We start from the raw sequence: 17,810 nt of genomic DNA on the forward strand, positions 1-17,810 counted from the left end.
TTAGAACATCGACGAGAGAGACCGTTGGAGCGTATCGAAGCCTTTGCTGATTGACTTTTGCATGTCGTCATATTCGCTGGGCTTGCGTTTCGCGGTCTTTGTTTTCTTCGGCTTTGGCGGTTGGGCGACGGGGGCTTCGGCATCAGGCGCCAATGCGGCCGATGACGGGTCGTTCGCCTGCGGAGGTGGCAGGACTTCATTGTCCCGGAAATGAATTGTGGAAGGAGCCGGTGCTGCAGCGTCATTGGCCGAGGCGGCGTGAACGGCCGTTACTGCAACAGCCGGAACGCGTGGTTCTTCCTGTGCGGGAATCGCAGCTACGATTTCCTTCGGAGGCGTGAGCATTTCGGCCGGCGCCCAAGGATGATCGAGCATGGTTCGTTCGTCTGCCGATGATCGCTGTACGACTGCGGCAGGCGGCGGTGCCGCTGGAGGCGAGGATTCTTCATGCGCTCGCGGAAGCGATGTTGAGCGAAGCTCAGTCGTCAACGTGCCCGTCGATATCGCGCGGCCGCGAGCGCATACAGCGGTCTCATTGGATTCGACCAAGGCGACGAGCGTATCGTCTGGACTATCGACCGGGAGCAGCGCGTTGACCGTTTCAGCGAAACCGCGCATCGCGTCTTTGGATGCGTCGCTCCAGATGCCGCTGATCGGACCGTTGTAGCATTGAGCCCGCGCCAGAGCCTTCTGCAACTGGCGCACGCGCGCGCCGCGATCCGATGGAAGAACGGGTGCTGCGACGGGTTTGGTCAAGGCCGTCGATGCGATCTTGACGACATTAGCGGACGGAGATGGCGATGAGACGGGAACGGCTCTTACGAGCGGAGGCACTGCGATAGCGTCGATATGGACGGGTGCCGAGACGCTGTCGGGTGTGGTGACAACGTAGAGTACGAGGCCCAGTGCCACTGTCATCGACAGGAGAAAGAAGCCTCCGGCCGTGCTGGAGAAACTCGCGGCTATTTTTCGAACGACGCTCACAGGCGATACTCTTCACATCACAAACGCTACAGACACAAACCGACCGGCGACTTGAAGCTCGAAATACGGCCCGAAACGCTTTTGCCTTTCTGACATGGGCTGGCATAACCCGCAATCGAGCAAAACTCCGTGTGGAGACGGCGCGTGGGACTTTTTAAGCCCCGCCGTTGAGGCCGCCTAGTGCGCCCGTGCCAGCTTCAACCAAAATCGGTTGGCAAAATCAGTTCGTCGCGAGCTCGTGGTGGCGAGTGAGTCACAGCAGGATTGCGAATACAATATGGGCGGGAAGAATTCCGAGAGCCGCCTCAACGGTTTCCAATTTCTGTGAAATTTCATCGCGGACGGCACCACTTGCCGGTGCAGGTTGTGATTTTAAATTATCGATATAATTTATCTGGCTCAATCCGATGGCCTTACGTACTTCTGCGTCGTGCGGGGCTGTCGTGATCAACATCTGAAAGGGAGCCACTGTGGCAGATCGTAAAACAGGTTCACGGATCGTGGTGACCGGTATGGGGCTCGTGTCGCCGCTTGGTGCGAACGTGGACGCGGCATGGAAACGTCTCATCGCCGGTCGATCGGGAATACGGCGCCTCGATGAAGCGATCGTCCCGGATGTCGATTGCAAGGTCGGTGGAATTGTTCCCGATATTTCTGAAGATCCGGAAGGGTTCGATCTCGCGGCGGCGGTTCCCGCCAAAGACCGCAAGAAGATGGATCGCTTCATTCATTTTGCGATCGACGCGTCGCGGCAAGCCCTGGCGCAAGCCGGATGGGCTCCGCAAGACGAGCGGTCGCGCGAACGGACGGGAACGGTCATCGCGTCGGGCATCGGCGGATTTCTCACGATTACGGACGCGGTGCGGACGGTCGACAATCGCGGCGCCAAAAAGCTTTCGCCGTTCACGGTTCCGTCGTTTCTCGTCAACCTTGCCGCCGGGAATGTCTCGATCCTGTTCGGTCTCAAGGGGCCGATCGGCGCGCCGGTAACGGCGTGCGCGGCGAGCGTGCAAGCCATCGGCGACGGCATGCGATTGATCCGCAGCGGGGAGGCCGATGTCGTGGTCTGCGGTGGCGCAGAGGCGTGCATCAACAGAGTTGCGCTTGGGGCATTTGCAGCCGCGCGTGCGCTTTCGACCGGCTTTAACGACGCGCCGGAAAAAGCGTCGCGACCGTTCGATAAGGCTCGAGACGGCTTCGTGATGGGCGAGGGCGCCGGCATGCTCGTGATCGAAAGCGAGGAGCATGCCTTGGGTCGCGGTGCTGTTCCGCTCGCGGAAGTCGTTGGATACGGCACGAGCGCGGATGCTTTTCACCTCACTTCAGGCCCGCCCGATGGGAACGGGGCGTTGAGGGCCATGCGTGATGCACTCGCGATGGCAGGGCTCTCGCCTGACGCCATTGGTTATCTCAATGCGCACGCGACCTCGACGCCGGTCGGCGATGCGGGTGAGCTTGCAGCGATGCGTACGATGTTCGGCAATGGAGTAGCTTCAAAGCGCAACAGGGGGCCCGCGATCTCATCGACCAAGTCGGCCACGGGGCATTTGCTCGGCGCTGCCGGTGGGCTCGCAGCGGTATTTTCCATTCTCGCATTGCGGAACGGCGTGCTGCCGCCGACACTCAATCTCACCGACCCGGATCCGGAAGCCGAGGGCCTGGATCTCATCGGTCCGGAGGCGCGGAAAAGCGACGTCGAATACGTTCTCTCGAACGGGTTCGGCTTCGGCGGGGTTAACGCGTCGGTGATTTTCCGGCGCTGGTCTTGACCGTCGATTGTTGCGGCAGCCCTTAGCCGCCGCTCAGCTGATCAGCCATCGCTGCAATCGTCCGGTCGTAGACGTCGGCCTTGTTCCATTGGGCGATGACGCCGTAGTTGTGCGAGCCAGGCTCCCAACTGCCGCCGCGCTCCCAACCGTGGCCGGCGAGGAAGCTCGCCGTCGAAGCGAGGATGTCCGGCACGCTGTGGATCAGATCCTTGTGGCCGTCACCGTCGAAGTCGACGGCGAAGCGAACGTACGGCGTCGGAAGAAATTGCGTCTGGCCGATTTCGCCCGCCCAGCCGCCGCGCAATTGTACGGGCGTCAGGTCGCCTTGTTCGACGATCCGCAGCGCATCGAGCAATTGACCGGTGAAGAATTCGCTGCGGCGGCAATCGTAGGCCAAGGTTGCAAGCGAACGGATGATCGAATAGCGGGCGGTGGCGTCGGCGCCGTAATGCGTTTCGAGGCCCCAGATCGCGACGATCACCGCGCCCGGTACGCCGAAGCGCTGTTCGATGCGATCGAGCAGCGCGCGGTGACGCTGCATCATTGCGCGTCCGCGATTGATCAACGCCTTGTCGACGCGCCGTGCGTAGAATTGCTGAAAGCTCAGCTTGAATGATCGCTGCGAGCGGTCGAGGCGAACGACTGCCGGGTCATAGGTGACGTCGGAAAGAGTCGATAGGATGGTTCCGGATCCGATGCCCTGTGCAGATGCCTGCAGCCGGAACCGCTGCAGCCAGTTTGCAAATCCTGCCGGGCCGCTGCCGCACTGAGCTGCTGCCGCATCGCCGGGTGCGGCCAGGAGCAAAAGGCCCATAAGCCATATCGCGTTCATCCTGAGCCTGAGGGGCGCAATGGAGGTTGACGGCATAGGTCTTCTTTCGGATTCGCCGGGGAAACGTGAGGAAGGGTGGGCCAAGTCGTCGGGTGCCGTCCTTACTGTCACATCTTCTCACTGTCGCCAAATGCGCATCTCATCGCGCGGAAAATCTGCTGTTTTCAAAGACCGAGGGGGAATTCGGCCAACAGAGCAGCCTGCGAGCGGCTGTAACGCGGGGAACAGCTTCGGAGCGAACTCGGAGACAAGGTGACCTTCGCATCCGGAGGACCGAGCCCCATGATGATCCGAGCCGCAACGACTGATCCCTTCTCGCTGAGCGATGCCGCCGCAATCATGGCCGGTCTGCTCGTCGTCGGAATTCTCGTATTTTGCATCTCGATTTGCGCGGAGGAGTCGCCGATTTCGGAATTTCTGCACCGTACGCAGGCGGAGGCCGATGCCTCCCGTTTCAACGAGTTGCTCGGTGCTTTGGACGTGTCGCAGCGAACATCACGTCCTCGTTCGGGAGTGGAACAGGGGGCTGCGCGTAAGGACGAAGCGATGAACGCGACCGCGTCGCTCGGCCGGCAATCGCGAACGCGAAACGAAATCAGGATTTCAGATCGGGATTGAAGGCGCGATCAGCGCTGTTTCGGTGCGTATGTGAGAGCGATAAAAAGGGGCAGTCCCGCCGCCGCCCCGTCGTCGAACGATTGTCTGCCTTACATCTTGCAGATGGTCGCTTGTGCGTGACAGGTCGACATCATGCCGTCTTGAGTGCAGTGGTACTTGCGCGGGCCGAAGCTATAGCCTGGTGTTCCGGCGCCGCTCAGCCAGACCATAAACACTCCCATGTCCGTCTGCTGAAGAAGTGATTCATCGGCCAGGAATTTTGCGTTGGTTTCGCCGAGGGGGGATGATCCCAGCGAAGCCTTTTTGAAGCATTCCCTGGCGTCGGCTGTCGAAGGGAAGGTTGCGGCGGCGAGAAGCGCTAGCATCAACCCGGAAATTTGGCCCGAAATCTGGCCGGAAATCTTGCGCATCGAATTCACTCCCAGTGATTGTGATGGCGCGCCGAGCGTGCCACGCTCTCACGAGCACAGGGGATAGCAAATGAGACGGATACTGCCGATTTCGGGGGAGTTGCGGCGTCTATACATCACATCGCGCGGGTTCTTCCCGCATTCGCCTCGGGCAGAATTGAGCACAAGTTGCTTCGCAAATTTGCGAGAATTTCTTCATCCGGCCGTTGGCGTCGTGAGCTTCACGCGGGCCCGAGATGATTGGGCGCGTTCTATTGCGGTCCGATGCCTTCAAGGTATTATTCGGGGAGCGGTTCAACCGTCCCGGGTAAGGTCTCTTGATCGGGCGGAGCAATTCATAAGCAGGGGGCTACACACGAATGCCTCGTTTTGGAGGAGGGTATCGCAGGGTCGATTCCCTCATCGGCCAACGCATCCGTCTTTTTCGACATGCGTCGGGCATTTCGGCCGAATACATGGCCCGCGTTTCCGGAATGGACGTCGGTGATTATGCAAGTCGCGAACTCGGCGAGGTTCGTTTCAAGACAGCCGAGCTACATGAAATTGCAAAAGCTCTGAAAGTCCGGCTGGCGGACATTTTCGGCGTGCTCGCCGAGCCGGTCGACTAGTCGGCTGGCGGCAGGCGGTCGATAAGATCGGCGAATTGCCGAAGCCGCATGGCGAGTTCTGCCGTGACATTGCTTTGTTGGCGGCGTTGGGAGGTGTCCATCGCCTCGCGGATCGCGTCCACGATCCGGCACAAGTTCACAACCAATTCGTCGGGCTGGTCGTGTTCGAAGAAGAACGGGCGTTCCATGGTGTGGTTTAACTTTTCTTATTTTCAGGATGCTGCACGAACCGGCATCGGCTCACGCGGGAGAACGATGCTTCGCTCGCGTGGTTCGCGAACCTTGAGCGACAATTGGATATCCGGCGGAATGAGTGTGACGGACGGTGTCGGCAACGGCGCGGGCACGGCGCTTTTGATCGTGATCGAAAATGCCGCTGCCATTTCCAAAGCTAGCAGCTGCAATTCGAGGTTCGCCAATCCCATTCCGATGCAAACACGAGGACCGGCTCCGAACGGGAGGTAGGCTTTTCCCGTGAAGTTTCGCGTCAGGTCGAATTTGCCGGGATCGATCCAGTAATGCTCGTCGCGGTGCAATTGCCAGGGGCAGAAGATCAGCGAGTCGCCTGACTTCAGGGGGATGTTGCGGACGGTGATGTCGGTTCTGACGTCGCGCGAGAACCAGTGAGCCGACGGGTAAAGCCGCAAAACTTCCCGCACGAACGCCAGACTTTTTGAGGCGCGCGGCAGAATTTCAGGCCGCAACTCGCCCGCGTCGTCTGAGGAGGCTTCGGCTTCGGCGGCCAGCTCTTCGGCGAGGCCGGGCACCGTGCCCAGATAATACATGATCCACGCCGCCGCCGAGCCTGTCGTGTGATGTCCGGCGAGCAGCATCGTTACGATCTCGTCGCGGATTTCGACGTCGGATAGCCCAAGCGCGATCAACGCGCCGACGGCGGTCGAAGATGCTGCGCGGGCGCGGACCCTCGCGACAACGGCATCGATCATTCTCCTTGCCAATTCCCGCTTGCGCCGGCGGGCGGCGGCCTTCCAAGGCGGAAGCGGCAAGACGCGGAACAGATCGTCCGCGAGATCGGCTTCGACAAGGCGAACCGCCTCGACGATCGCTCGCTCGTCTCCGCGCGAAAGCACGTCCTTGCCGAACATGGCAATGCAGATCATGCGTAGCGCCAACGGAGCGGTCAGCGCGTGGGCGGAAACGTCCGGTTGCCTGGAAGCGGAAACGGCGGCCTCGCGGATGGCGGCCGACATCTCAGGGACGAACCGCTGCGCGACGCCTTTCGCGAAAACCGAATGAAGGACCGCGCGGCGCTTGCGATTTTCTTCGCCGTTGAGCGTCAGCGTGCTCTGGCCGACGACGGGGCGAAGCTTGCTGACGAACCGCCCCTTGTCGACGAGGATCTCGTCGGCCTTGAGCAGATGCCTGACGAGATCAGGATCTGTTACCAGCCATACTGGCTTTGGCCCAAGATGGAGCCTCACCAGAGGATCGATCGCCGATTCCGCCTGGGTCAGGAAGAACTTGAGCGGATCCCGATTGAACGATCTCAGGTCTGAGAACCAATGTTTCATCGATAATCTCAACTGTTTGGAGGAGGTCCATGAGCGCGTCGTAGGCTTCGCCGCCCTGCTCTTGGATTGGGATTTCGCCGGCGACCGCGGTGAGGCGCCGGCCTTTTCGGTCGTCACCGATGTACTGGGGAGACCCGTAGCGGCGGGTCTTGATGCCGATTTGTCTGAGCAACCGCTCGTGACAGAGGTCGACCAGAGCGACCAGGGCTTTGGCCCCGCGCAGCCGAGCAAGGTGAAGCATGACCGCGTAGGTCACGCCGGCGATATTCAGGTCCGGCGGATTGACGCCCAGGCGGCTGATTTCCCACATATCCGGCTGTCTTGGATATGGGCGCTCGCTGGCGAGTTGCGGGAATACCGAAAGGGCCAAATATTCGTGGTCACAGCGAATGGCCCGGAATCCGCTGATCAGCTTGCCGTCGGCATAGATGGCGCAATAGGTCGCGGTGGCGCCGTCGAATTGATCGATTTCAAGATTTCCGAATACAGGTAAGTCCCATTGCAAGGTGTCGACAAAGAGTTTCCTTCGGAACTCCTGAAATTCGGTCACGAGTGCCGAATTGCTCTGGACATTGCAAAGTTTCGCAACCAGTCTCGGTCTTTGGGTACTCATGGCCACTACTGTGCGCAAAGTTTTCGACCTCATCGGCACTTGGTGTGCTGGTGTTTTCCGATAGGGAAGTTTTTCGCGAGATGACCTGCTTGGGAAATCCCCTGAATGGGGGAGAGTCGGTAAAATGACGGTTGAAGAAGCGATATCTGCGGTCGAAGCTTCAAGCGACCTCGACGAACTCAGAGACACGCTGCAGAAAATTGCAGAGGACTACGGGTTTGCGTCGTTCAACTTTCTGGATGTCGGGAATCCGCACCAGGATGTGCCGTTCTACATGGGCACGACGGGCACCGCCTGGGAGAGCGACTACAAGTCGAACAAGTTTGTCCATGTCGATCACTGCGTGAAATTCGCGCGACGGACCAATACGCCATTTTCTTGGGATGAGGTGCCGCTGCCGAGTGTGCCGAGCGGGCCCAAGCCCGGCGCATACAAAATTATGGAAGCCGCGCGGGACCACGGATTCAATAACGGTGTCGTGGTTCCCTTTCATTACCGGGACCGCTTAGGCCGAATGAATTCGAGCCTATGTTCCTTCTATTGGAAGGACACGATCAGCCGCTTCCGCTTCATGCTCCTGCGCAAGAAGATCGATCTTCATGTGGTGCTGGTCTACTGGGTTCAGCGCGCGGTCGATCTGATTGCCGAAAAACACAGAGACGATCCCAATCGCCTGCTGGCGCCCGAGTCGGTGGCGAGCGTGCCGCTGAGCGATCGCGAACGCGACGCGCTCGCGTGGGCCGGCCGGGGGAAGACTGTCGGGGAAACGGCGGAAATCCTCGGTCTCAGCGAAGAGACGATCAAAAGTCATCTGCGAAACGCCATGCGCAAGCTTGGCGCATCGAACAAAACGCATGCTGCGGTTCGCGCTCTCTACCTCGGTTTGATCGACTATTGAGCGTCTGTTGAATTTGGAAGCGAGGCGGGGGATTGTCCGGCGATAGTGGCTTAGGGGTGGGATTGGGGCGTAAAGCGGCAGCCGCTGCGATGGTCGCGTTCGCATCGCTCCACGTTGCGCCCGCGCATGCCGCCGAAGGCGGGCTGACCAACTATGTTCCCGGCTACTACGGAGACTTTGCGGTGGCGGTCGCGCCGCCGGCAGGTCTCTACGTCTATGGAACGGCCTATAGCTACCAAGCGAAGCTGAAAGGCCCCGCGGTTCCGAACACGGTGTCCGCCAGCGCCATGCTCTATCTCGGCGGGTTTCAATACGTAACGGATTACAAGCTTTTCGGCGCGACCGTCGCGTTCGGCTCGTACACGACCTACCTCGATGCCAACCTCGAAGCGAAGCCGCCGCCGTTCAGTCTCGACGCGAGCGTCTCAAATCGCGGCGACACGAGCGTCTCGCCGCTCATTCTCTATTGGTCGTCCGGCAACCTCTTTGTGAGCGCCTATCAAGCGGTGATCATGCCGGCGGGCGCCTACGACCGCAGCGCGGCTCTGAACTCAAGCCGGAATTACTACAGCTTCGATTCCGTTCTTGCGTTGACTTGGCTCGATCAAAAACAGGGGTATGAGATTTCGCTCGTGCCCGGCCTCATGTTCAACACCAAGAATACCGCGACGGATTACCGGACCGGCAATGAGTTCCATCTGGACGGCATGCTCAACAGATACCTGTCGCAAGATTTTGCGATCGGGTTGCACGGCTACGTTTATTCGCAATTTACCGATGACAGCGGTGCGGGGGCGCCGAAGATCCGGAGCTCATCCGCGGCCATCGGACCGGCGCTTCTCTGGAACACGACCTCTCTCGGCATTCCGGGCAAGATCGTCGGAAAATGGCTGCACGAAGTCGATGCGACCAATCGGTTTCAAGGCGATATTTTGAGTGTGACCGCCGCAGTCAAATTTTAACGGCGGACAGCGGACGACCGAGGTTTAATTCTCGTTCTCGTCGATTTTGGCCAGGTCGCGCGCCTCTGCAGAGTTGCGTTTATTGCAGGCGGGTTTCTTCCGCGCGTCGGCATATGTGCGATTGATCTCATTTTCCAGGTCCGCCAAATCAATGAAATGATCGGCTTGCCGGCGCAGTTCATCGGAGATCATGGGTGGATCCGTCTCAAGGGTGGAAACGACGGTGACACGCTTTCCCAACTCCTGGAGGGCTGYGACGAGGCTGCGAAGATCTCCGTCGCCCGAAAAGATGATTATGTGATCGAGCTGATTGGCCATTCGCATTGCGTCGACGGCCAACTCGACGTCCATATTCGCCTTGAACTTCTTTCGACCCGATGCGTCGGTGAATTCCTTCATCGGCTTGGTGATGACTGAATAGCCGTTGTAATCGAGCCAGTCGACCAAGGGGCGTATTGCGAAAAATTCGGGGTCTTCAGGGATGGCTGTGTAGTAGTGCGCTCTCAACAATTGAACCTTGCTTTGGAAGAGGTCCAGGAGGCGCCGGTAGTCGATGTCAAATCCCAATGATCTCGCTGACGCGTGAAAACTCGCCCCGTCTATCAGGATCAGGGTTCGTTCGTTCGGATAGAGCTTCATCTTTCTGCCTGGACTGACGCACGAGGTGATCCCGAAGCATCTTGTTCTTGGGGTGAAGAAATCGATTTGTAAGGCAATCGGAAGGAGCCGCCACCAGCCGATCGCGCGGTCGAAGTCGCAATATTAGTCTTTATACGTAGCAATTACGGCGTTCTTAGAGAGACAAGCAATAGTCAAGTTGGGTCTGGCGCGGATTTTTTATCCATCGAGCGGGGGCGGGGGGTGCACTTGCACACGAGACTTCCGCGGCCAGGGCTCGCTGCCTGCTCATCCTAGAGAGGCGCGCCGCGAACGGAACGGGCGCGGAGGCCGGGGTCAAGTCAGACAACGAAAAAGGACCCGTCTCTACGGAGCGCGGGTCCTTTCTCGTTTTGGTGTTTTACGGCTTTACGGTTTCGGGGCGGCCGGCGCGGGGGTCTTCACGCCCATGTCGGTGTTCGGACTCGTGCCACTGGTACTGCCGCTGGTCCCTGTCGAAGCGCCTGTCGACGACGAACTGGTATCAGCAGGCGCCGAGGACTTGGTGGTGTCAGTCGCCGCGTTCGTCGTGGGATGATTTAGATCGGCAACTCGCTGGGTGTGATTGTAGTAATACCAACCGCCTAGCGCGATAGCCGCGACCACGATAATGCCCGCGATCCATGATCCCGTCGAATTGGCTACATCGTCTTGGCCGAGGTTGCGCTCCCGACCGGAGCGAGGATCTTCATATGACATCTTGTTTCCTCCAAATTGCTTCGAAGGGGGAACGAAATGGGTGCCATTCGGTTCCGGTTTTCCCGACGGGGCCGGGTTACAGGCCRGCCTTTGCCGGTAACGAATGATTGCAGTGTCTTGCTTGTTCGTCAGCCATCCAGCGGGGCGCGGCTCTACGTAAGTTCGCGCGATCAATGTTGCGGGGTTAGGGCTATGGCTCTGCTCGTTGCTGCGGCGCATCGCATCTTACGATCTGACAAGCTCAAGCCAGACCCGGGCCGCTAAGGAACTTCGTGAGTGCAATGATCAACATCTTTGCAGTTTCATAGCTTGGTGCACAGGTTTCGGGCAGATGCACTGTATACATCCCAATCGTTCGTCAGCTCTCTGAACGCTCATTGCGCATACTTTCAAGGCCTTGACTATATTTTAGTCAGGCTGGCACGATTTTTGTTTCTTTTCTCATCGGACCCTCAGTCATTGTACGCGGGGTTCGGCCGCCTCCACGACATTGAACCGGGGGCCCATGAAACCGATCACAGCTGCTCTATGGCCGTTCAAGCGTCCTGAGTTGCGCGAAGCGCCGATCTCGATCGACGTTGCGGATGCGATCGTTTTTCGATGTGAGATCTTCTCGAAAATTCCAACTCCATTTTCTCTCGACGCTACTCGCCGTTCCTCGCCGGCTTCCGGGGAGTGAATTTGTACGCGTTGATACGCATGCGGACGAATTGACCACGAAAGAAATACTTGTCGACGATTTCAATCCCATTTTCGAATTCGATCAGGGAGATTTAGGCGATGCTGCATTCTCACATTCCCTTCGCGGAATTCACGAAGGGCAAAATTCCATCGATCGCTAGAATATTTCGTAGCATTGTCCTTGCGTTGTTCGTGGCAAGCTTTGCCAGTTGCTTCGCATCGTCGTTGTCGGTCGCGCAGGACACCGCGCCCGCTCCCGCCGCGACCCCTTCGACGCCCGCCGCGGCTCCTCCCGCCCCGCCGTCGCCTCCGGCTTGCGATGCGAAGACGCAAGAGAAGTGTACGGTGAATAGCGGCGACACCGCATGGATGCTGACTTCGGTTGCGCTCGTCCTGATGATGACCATCCCCGGTCTCGGGCTGTTTTACGGCGGCATGGTGCGTAAGAAAAACGTCGGCGACACCGTGATGACGTCGTTCGCGATCACGTGTCTGGTGACGGTTCTGTGGGCCGCTTTCAACTACAGCTTAGCGTTCCGTGCGGGCACGCCATTCATCGGGGGGCTCGATCGAGCATTTCTGCAAGGCATATTGAGCGATATCGCGACAGGCACGACCAATCCAAGCCCGCTTGCGCCAACGATTCCCGAAACCGTTTACATTTGCTTCCAGATGACGTTCGCGATCATCACGCCTGCGCTGATTGCGGGCGCCTTCGCGGAGCGCATGAAGTTTTCGGCGATGCTCTGGTTCATCGCCTTGTGGGCGACCGTCGTCTACGCACCGGTCGCGCACTGGGTCTGGGGTCCGGGCGGGATTTTGAATGCGAGCAACGATCAGGCGTGGTTCAAGGTTCTCGACTTTGCCGGCGGCACGGTCGTCCACATCAACTCGGGCACGGCCGGGCTGATTGCCTGCCTTGTGCTCGGGGCCCGGAAGGACAGCGGTCCCGCGCACAATATCGTTCTGACCTTCATCGGGGCATCACTGCTCTGGGTCGGCTGGTTCGGATTCAACGCCGGCTCGGCGGTGACGGCTAACGTTCAAGCCGGCATGGCGATGCTCGTCACACAGCTTGCGACGGCGATCGCCGCCCTCACCTGGATGATCGTCGAGTGGACGATGCGGCAAAAGCCGACTGTGGTCGGTATTTGCTCCGGGGCCGTTGCGGGGCTCGTCGCAATTACGCCAGCCTCAGGTTTCGTTGGGCCGGTCGGCGCCTTGGTCATCGGCGTTGCCGCGGGCGTCTTCTGCTACTGGGGTACGACCGGCCTCAAGCACATGTTCGGTTATGACGATGCGCTCGATGCGTTCGGCGTGCACGGGGTCGGCGGCATCGTCGGCGCGCTGCTGACAGGCGTTTTCGCGATTTCCGAATATGGCGGCACACCGGGCTGGATCGAAGGCAATCCGCATCAGGTGATCAATCAGGCGGCCGGTATCTCGATCGTTTTGGTCTACGATGTGATCGTTACGTTCATCATCCTGAAGCTCATCGATTGGACGATCGGCCTGCGTGTCGCCCAGGATGTCGAGCGCGAGGGTCTCGATTTGACGCTCCACGGCGAGATCGTTCACTAGGGCGGCAGGAAGCAGGCAGGATCTTCGGAGCCCATGTTTTCGGCTCCGAAGATGCGCGGTTTGCAACGGGATTTGCCGCGCCCGTGGACCGCGCCATCAATCTCCTAGTCGGTCGACGCTTTCAGCAGCAAGACTCCTGCCAGAATGAGGGAAGCCGCTATGAAGCGGGTTGCGGTCGCCTGTTCGCCCAGGAAGAGAATGCCGACGGCAAAGGTGCCGACCGCTCCAATGCCGGTCCAAACTACATACGCCGTTCCGAGAGGGAGGGTCTTCATCGACAGGGCGAGAAGTACCAGGCTGGTCGCCAGCGCCGCAACCATAACCAGGCTTGGCCAAAGCCGCGTCAATCCAAGCGACTGCTTCATCGCAATCGCCCATACGATTTCCAGAGCGCCTGCGGCGAGCAACATAATCCAGGCCACGGCCCCTCCATATTTAGGGCCGGACCGTCCCTAAGTACGTGAATTTTTGATGATAAAATTTGGATGGTGCCCCAGGAGGGCACATGATCTCTATGTCATGACACATCATGCATTATCAACGAGCTTCTAGCAACGCGGTGCAATGTTGAAAATATTGAGAAATCTCGGCGGGCCCTTAGCAACGATTGTCAATCCGTCTCGTTCCATCTAGATGCAGAGGGTGGACTGGGGGGTGGATCATCGCAAAGGGCAAAGACAAGTTAAGTGCGGTTGCCGTGAAGCAATTGCCTGCCGGCAAGTATTCGGATGGCAGCGGGCTTTGGCTCGTCAAGAGCGCCCGCGACACTGGCAAATGGGTGCTGCGCGTCGTCGTGCATGGGCGACGCCGTGAGATGGGCCTCGGCTCGATTGCCGATGTCGGACTGGCCGAAGCGCGCAAGGTGGCCGACCAGTGGCGGGCGGTCGTTCGGGCTGGCGACGATCCCATTAAAGAGCGCGTGCGGCAGAAGCGTGAGGCGGCGAAAAACCGTCATCTGTTGAAGGATGTGGCGGCTGATTGCTTCGAAGCGATCAAGGCCAATCTGAAAGGACAAGGCAAGGCCGGTCGCTGGATGACGCCCCTCGAACTGCATGTGCTGCCAAAGCTGGGAGTGATTCCGGTTGCTGATCTCGATCAGGTGGACATTCGCGACACCCTTAAGCCATTGCGCGACACGAAATTCGAAACGATGCGGAAGGCCCTCAACCGCCTCAATCTCGTCGTTCGCCATGCCGCCGCTCTCGGCCTGGATGTCGATACTCAGGTCGTGGACAAGGCAAAGGCGCTGATTGGCGCGACCCACCACAAGGCAATCCACATTCCGGCGATGCCTTGGCAAGACGTTCCGGCTTTCTACGCGTCTCTGAATGATGGCTCCATCACCCATCTGGCGCTTAAGCTGCTGATCCTTACGGGGGTTCGCAGCCGCCCGCTGCGCCATTTGCATGCCGATCAGATCAACGGCGGTGTGTGGACTATTCCGGCTGAAATGATGAAGTCTCGTGAGGGTGCGGCGTCTGATTTCCGCGTGCCGCTCTCGGCTGAGGCGCTGGCCGTGATCGATCAGGCGCGACCGTTGGCGCGAGGCGGTTTTCTGTTTCCGAATGTCACCGGCAAGGCTGTGATTTCCGATATGACGCTGTCGCGATTTATGGAACGCCGGAAGCTGGAAGCCCGGCCGCACGGCTTCCGCTCATCGCTGCGCGATTGGCTGGCCGAAGCAACCGATGCACCGCACGAGGTCGCGGAAACGATCCTGGCCCATAAGTCCGGTTCCGCGGTCGAGCGAGCGTATCGGCGCACGGACTTTATCGAACATCGCGCCAAATTCATGGAGCGCTGGGCGATGCACGTCACTGGAAAAGACGGGCAGCTCTCAGTGCTTGTACGGCACGCTGAAGCTGCGGTTGCGTAATCATCTGAAAGATATTGGGACAGGGTATTCTACGCGACAACCATTGGTGCCTAGTTCTTTCGTTCGGCAATACCGAATGAAAGGCACTTGAAATGATTGGACCAAACGAAACCTCCCGAGACGGGATTACAGCGCTGGCGCATGTTGATCCGCTGCTCCGCGCGAAGGAGAGCGCGGCGATCCTCCAAATCAGCGTGCCAACATTCTGGCGGCGTATTGCCGATGGCACCGTGCCACGGCCTTTGAAGCTGGGCGGAATGTCCCGGTGGCCACGCTCCGAAATCCTGGACGTAATCGAGAAGGCTAAAGCTGCACGTGACGCGGCCTGAACTTCCGCCGTCATGTCGGGCAGAGAAAAGCCCGACCTTTCAAGGGTCGGGCTCGTTCCGACAACCATTGACGGCAATGCTGTCGGCCCGAGTTCGCCTCGGCGCAACCCTGGCCGGGCACAATCATGCAAAAATACACGTTCGAAGACTGGCAGTCGGGCAAGAAGCCGCCGAAGGGCTGGGATTGCGCCGACGCGATAGACGACGGATGGACCACGGAAGAAATCACTTCCTACATGCGCGAGACGGTGCTGCCTGTCGACGAGTGGGACGAGCGCCGCAGTATGAAATGGCCCAACGAGCCTAAGTTTGGGGAGCTGCCCGCCGCTTCAAAGCCTGCGGCAAGGCCGTCGCCTCCTGCTCCTGCCGGGAAGTCTTCGCAGGAGATCATTCAGCAACTAAAGCCGGCGCAGCAGGAGAAGCCGCGACAGGCAACGGTGACGGACATCCGCACGGGCAAGACGGTCGCGGCGGATGACAGTTGGAAAATGAAGTGCGTCTACAATAAGGACGACAAGCTCAAGCCCGGCGTCGCAAAAAACTGGGCGATGTACCTCCTGCACCATGAAGAAATGAGCGGCGTGCTCGGATACGACGAGTTCGCCGGTCGCATCGTTCTCGCCAACCGGCCGCCCTGGGACAATGGAAGCGGCGCGTGGTCTCGGCGCGAGATTGTCGACGTTGATATTTCGCACATCGTCGAATGGCTTGAGACGGAAGAGCTAGCGCCGAAGTTCTCCACCGTCCCCCCGGTGATCGAGCGCGTCGCGCGTGAAAACTCGTTCCATCCGGTGAAGGACTATCTGCGCGGGCTTCCTGAGTGGGATGGCGTGGCGCGTTTAGATGGATGGCTCGAAACATATCTTGGCGTCGAGGCAACGCCGCTGACGCGGGCCTTCGCTCGCAAAATGCTCTGCGCCGCTGTGCGCCGCGTGTTCCAGCCGGGCCGCAAGTTCGATCACGTCCTGGTGCTGGCCGGTCCGGAAAACCTGGGCAAGTCCCGGCTGCTCCGTGCGCTCTGTCCGGATCCACGTTGGTTCGGTGATCAGCTTCGAATTGGATCCGACGTGAAGACCGTCATCGAGCAATCTTCCGGCAAGTGGCTGATCGAGATGGCCGAGATGATCGGCGCGGGCCGTCGCGAGGTCGAGACTGTGAAGCACTTCGTGACAACGCAGTCGGATCGCGCGCGCAAGGCATACGCGCGGACGGAAACGGAAGTGCGGCGCGAGTTCATCCTGTTCGGGACATCGAACGAGAAACGCTTCCTGACATCCCTGACCGGCAATAGGCGCTTCTGGGTCGTCGACGCGGGCACGGCTGATGTCGACGGGCTTGTGTCCGTGCGTGATCAGCTATGGTCTGAGGCCGTGGCGGCTGAGCCGGACGAGGCGCTTTATCTCGATGACGCGCTGTATGAGCAGAACAACGCGGCGAACACTGGAAAGACGGATTACGGCGCATGGGGTGATCTGATCGGCGGCGAGATACCGGACGGCCCGGTGAAGCTCGCGGTGCGCGATGCGTGGAAGCTCGTCGGCCTCGACGAAGGCAGCACGTACAAAATCACGGACCTTCAGCGGCGTTCGCTACAGAAGGCGCTGGCCGGGCTCGGGTTCGAGCCAGAGGCGCGGCCCGCCAAGCGGGGCAAGAAAGTGGTGAAAGCCTACCATCGCGACAACCCCCCGCCCGGTGCATGGTGGCCGCGTGAACCGGGCGACGACCCGCCGCCGCCCGAGACGCTTAATTCAGATTGGTGACAGAGGGCTCGCTTCGGCGGGCCTTTTTCTTGGCTGCGCTGGTAACCGGTAACCGGCTGGTAACCGGCTAAATAAGAGCCGGTTACCTCGGTTCTGCGTTGTTTTCATTGAGCTATTTTCAATAAGGTAACTGGTAACTCATAAAGTAGGTTTAAATATAGGGTGAGAGGAGAGGAGGCATATACATCAATACATAGGGGGGGTGTATAGTAGAAATAAAGTTTAGAAAAAGTAGCCGGTTACCTGGCTTGCATTCGAAATATCGAAGCAAAATCAGCACGTTATGAGGTAACCGGCTCTTTTGGCAAGGCGGTTACCGGCTGCTGAAGTCCTGGTTCGAGGCTGAATAAAGAGCACTGCCGGGCTTTGGTGTGATGTGCTGCGCTGTGATGCGTGCATGCCGCCAACCATCGCCGCGTAAACATCGCGGCATGTCAGACCTGACCGCAAAACAAGCGCTGTTCGTCCGCGAATATTTGATCGACCTGAATGCAACTCAGGCTGCGATCCGTGCTGGCTATTCGAAGAAGACCGCGAACGAGCAAGGCGCGAGACTGTTAGCGAAAGCTAGTGTGAAGGCTGCCGTTGCAGAAGCATCCGAGAAGCGCGCGGACAAACTCGACCTGAACGCCGAACGCGTCTTGAAGGCGATTGCTGAAGTCGCGTTCGGTGATGTGCGCAAGATGTTCGACGAGAACGGCGCGCTCGACATGCTCGCGCGTCATCACTCCCTATACAACGATAAGTTCGAAGTGACGGGCCTGGATGCTCTCGCGGAGCGATTGGCGCGGGCGGCGAAGCGCAATGGCTGATGTCTCGACGGCTCGCGCGCTTGAAGTGATCTTGTCCCAGTGCAAGCTCGACCGTGAGACGGCGCGTATCCTCGCGACGCTGCTGGCGTATGAGCGCGAGAAACGCAATGGCTAGCGCTGCGCGGAAAATCGGCATCGGGCATAATCGAGATCCGAACGATTATCGACCTCGCGGCTTCCTGCCGGTTT

Annotated in this window: 20 protein-coding genes and 1 pseudogene; 11 read left to right on the forward strand and 10 right to left on the reverse strand. The window is 59.2% G+C overall.

The window, feature by feature from the left end; translation table 11 throughout:
* Both AC1DK3_RS08925 and AC1DK3_RS08930 read right to left on the reverse strand, forming a co-directional pair.
* Positions 1 to 984 (reverse strand): peptidoglycan-binding domain-containing protein, encoded by a 984-nt coding sequence (locus AC1DK3_RS08925; RefSeq protein ID WP_477191873.1) that lies wholly within the window; start codon positions 982 to 984, stop codon positions 1 to 3.
* A 253-nt stretch (positions 985 to 1,237) separates the two neighbouring features.
* Positions 1,238 to 1,438, reverse strand: coding sequence for a hypothetical protein (locus AC1DK3_RS08930; RefSeq protein ID WP_477191874.1), 201 nt, complete (start codon positions 1,436 to 1,438; stop codon positions 1,238 to 1,240).
* 16 nt (positions 1,439 to 1,454) lie between these two features.
* On the opposite strand from AC1DK3_RS08930, the gene fabF reads away from it, so the two are divergent.
* Positions 1,455 to 2,753, forward strand: coding sequence for a beta-ketoacyl-ACP synthase II (gene fabF / locus AC1DK3_RS08935; protein ID WP_477191875.1), 1,299 nt, complete (start codon positions 1,455 to 1,457; stop codon positions 2,751 to 2,753).
* Positions 2,754 to 2,775: 22 nt separating this feature from the next.
* On the opposite strand, the gene AC1DK3_RS08940 is transcribed toward fabF, so the two are convergent.
* Positions 2,776 to 3,567 (reverse strand): lytic murein transglycosylase, encoded by a 792-nt coding sequence (locus tag AC1DK3_RS08940; RefSeq protein ID WP_477191876.1) that lies wholly within the window; start codon positions 3,565 to 3,567, stop codon positions 2,776 to 2,778.
* A 300-nt stretch (positions 3,568 to 3,867) separates the two neighbouring features.
* On the opposite strand from AC1DK3_RS08940, the gene AC1DK3_RS08945 reads away from it, so the two are divergent.
* Entirely contained in the window at positions 3,868 to 4,203 is a 336-nt protein-coding gene (locus AC1DK3_RS08945) for a hypothetical protein (RefSeq protein WP_477191877.1), read from the forward strand.
* A gap of 89 nt (positions 4,204 to 4,292) precedes the next feature.
* Here AC1DK3_RS08945 and AC1DK3_RS08950 read toward each other — a convergent pair whose 3' ends face one another.
* Complete coding sequence (locus AC1DK3_RS08950) at positions 4,293 to 4,613, reverse strand: hypothetical protein (protein ID WP_477191878.1); 321 nt, start codon at positions 4,611 to 4,613, stop codon at positions 4,293 to 4,295.
* Positions 4,614 to 4,972: 359 nt separating this feature from the next.
* Between AC1DK3_RS08950 and AC1DK3_RS08955 the strand changes: the two genes are divergently transcribed.
* Positions 4,973 to 5,221 carry a helix-turn-helix domain-containing protein gene (locus tag AC1DK3_RS08955; protein WP_477191879.1) on the forward strand — a complete coding sequence of 83 codons (249 nt, stop codon included), beginning with the start codon at positions 4,973 to 4,975 and terminating at the stop codon, positions 5,219 to 5,221.
* On the opposite strand, the gene AC1DK3_RS08960 is transcribed toward AC1DK3_RS08955, so the two are convergent.
* From AC1DK3_RS08960 to AC1DK3_RS08970, 3 genes and pseudogenes are all read right to left on the reverse strand, one after another.
* A complete protein-coding gene (locus tag AC1DK3_RS08960; RefSeq protein ID WP_291161063.1) occupies positions 5,218 to 5,409 on the reverse strand; it encodes a hypothetical protein in 192 nt (63 codons plus the stop codon). The genes AC1DK3_RS08955 and AC1DK3_RS08960 overlap by 4 nt on opposite strands.
* Before the next feature lie 24 nt (positions 5,410 to 5,433).
* Entirely contained in the window at positions 5,434 to 6,753 is a 1,320-nt protein-coding gene (locus tag AC1DK3_RS08965; protein ID WP_477191880.1) for a cytochrome P450, read from the reverse strand.
* Positions 6,754 to 6,877: 124 nt separating this feature from the next.
* Positions 6,878 to 7,399, reverse strand: a pseudogene (locus tag AC1DK3_RS08970) (acyl-homoserine-lactone synthase); the annotation flags it as partial.
* A 91-nt stretch (positions 7,400 to 7,490) separates the two neighbouring features.
* Here AC1DK3_RS08970 and AC1DK3_RS08975 point away from each other — a divergent pair.
* On the forward strand, positions 7,491 to 8,264 hold the full coding sequence (locus tag AC1DK3_RS08975) for a helix-turn-helix transcriptional regulator (RefSeq protein WP_477191881.1): 774 nt from the start codon (positions 7,491 to 7,493) through the stop codon (positions 8,262 to 8,264).
* Positions 8,265 to 8,296: 32 nt separating this feature from the next.
* Complete coding sequence (locus AC1DK3_RS08980; RefSeq protein ID WP_477191882.1) at positions 8,297 to 9,226, forward strand: SphA family protein; 930 nt, start codon at positions 8,297 to 8,299, stop codon at positions 9,224 to 9,226.
* Positions 9,227 to 9,250: 24 nt separating this feature from the next.
* Here AC1DK3_RS08980 and AC1DK3_RS08985 read toward each other — a convergent pair whose 3' ends face one another.
* Together AC1DK3_RS08985 and AC1DK3_RS08990 are read right to left on the reverse strand one after the other, a co-directional pair.
* Positions 9,251 to 9,865, reverse strand: a complete 615-nt coding sequence (locus AC1DK3_RS08985; protein ID WP_477191883.1) for a LabA-like NYN domain-containing protein — start codon at positions 9,863 to 9,865, stop codon at positions 9,251 to 9,253.
* Between the two features lie 387 nt (positions 9,866 to 10,252).
* Positions 10,253 to 10,582: a hypothetical protein gene (locus AC1DK3_RS08990; protein WP_477191884.1), complete on the reverse strand. Its 330-nt coding sequence runs from the start codon at positions 10,580 to 10,582 to the stop codon at positions 10,253 to 10,255.
* A 780-nt stretch (positions 10,583 to 11,362) separates the two neighbouring features.
* Here AC1DK3_RS08990 and AC1DK3_RS08995 point away from each other — a divergent pair.
* A complete protein-coding gene (locus tag AC1DK3_RS08995; protein ID WP_477191885.1) occupies positions 11,363 to 12,844 on the forward strand; it encodes an ammonium transporter in 1,482 nt (493 codons plus the stop codon).
* Between the two features lie 104 nt (positions 12,845 to 12,948).
* Here the strand turns inward: AC1DK3_RS08995 and AC1DK3_RS09000 are convergent, their stop codons facing one another.
* The gene (locus AC1DK3_RS09000; protein ID WP_477191886.1) at positions 12,949 to 13,266 is read right to left on the reverse strand and encodes a DMT family transporter; all 318 of its coding nucleotides are present in this window, start codon (positions 13,264 to 13,266) and stop codon (positions 12,949 to 12,951) included.
* A 239-nt stretch (positions 13,267 to 13,505) separates the two neighbouring features.
* Between AC1DK3_RS09000 and AC1DK3_RS09005 the strand changes: the two genes are divergently transcribed.
* The 5 genes from AC1DK3_RS09005 (at position 13,506) to AC1DK3_RS09025 (ending at position 17,736) form a co-directional block, all read left to right on the forward strand.
* Entirely contained in the window at positions 13,506 to 14,720 is a 1,215-nt protein-coding gene (locus AC1DK3_RS09005; RefSeq protein WP_477192893.1) for a tyrosine-type recombinase/integrase, read from the forward strand.
* Positions 14,721 to 14,854: 134 nt separating this feature from the next.
* Positions 14,855 to 15,049: a helix-turn-helix transcriptional regulator gene (locus tag AC1DK3_RS09010; RefSeq protein WP_477192894.1), complete on the forward strand. Its 195-nt coding sequence runs from the start codon at positions 14,855 to 14,857 to the stop codon at positions 15,047 to 15,049.
* A gap of 125 nt (positions 15,050 to 15,174) precedes the next feature.
* Complete coding sequence (locus AC1DK3_RS09015; RefSeq protein ID WP_477191887.1) at positions 15,175 to 16,809, forward strand: virulence-associated E family protein; 1,635 nt, start codon at positions 15,175 to 15,177, stop codon at positions 16,807 to 16,809.
* A gap of 431 nt (positions 16,810 to 17,240) precedes the next feature.
* The gene (locus AC1DK3_RS09020) at positions 17,241 to 17,621 is read left to right on the forward strand and encodes a terminase small subunit (protein ID WP_477191888.1); all 381 of its coding nucleotides are present in this window, start codon (positions 17,241 to 17,243) and stop codon (positions 17,619 to 17,621) included.
* Positions 17,614 to 17,736 carry a hypothetical protein gene (locus tag AC1DK3_RS09025; RefSeq protein WP_477191889.1) on the forward strand — a complete coding sequence of 41 codons (123 nt, stop codon included), beginning with the start codon at positions 17,614 to 17,616 and terminating at the stop codon, positions 17,734 to 17,736. The genes AC1DK3_RS09020 and AC1DK3_RS09025 overlap by 8 nt, the downstream gene beginning before the upstream one ends.
* Positions 17,737 to 17,810: the final 74 nt, after the last annotated feature.

Source organism: Hyphomicrobium sp. 01T421, from assembly GCF_056398805.1.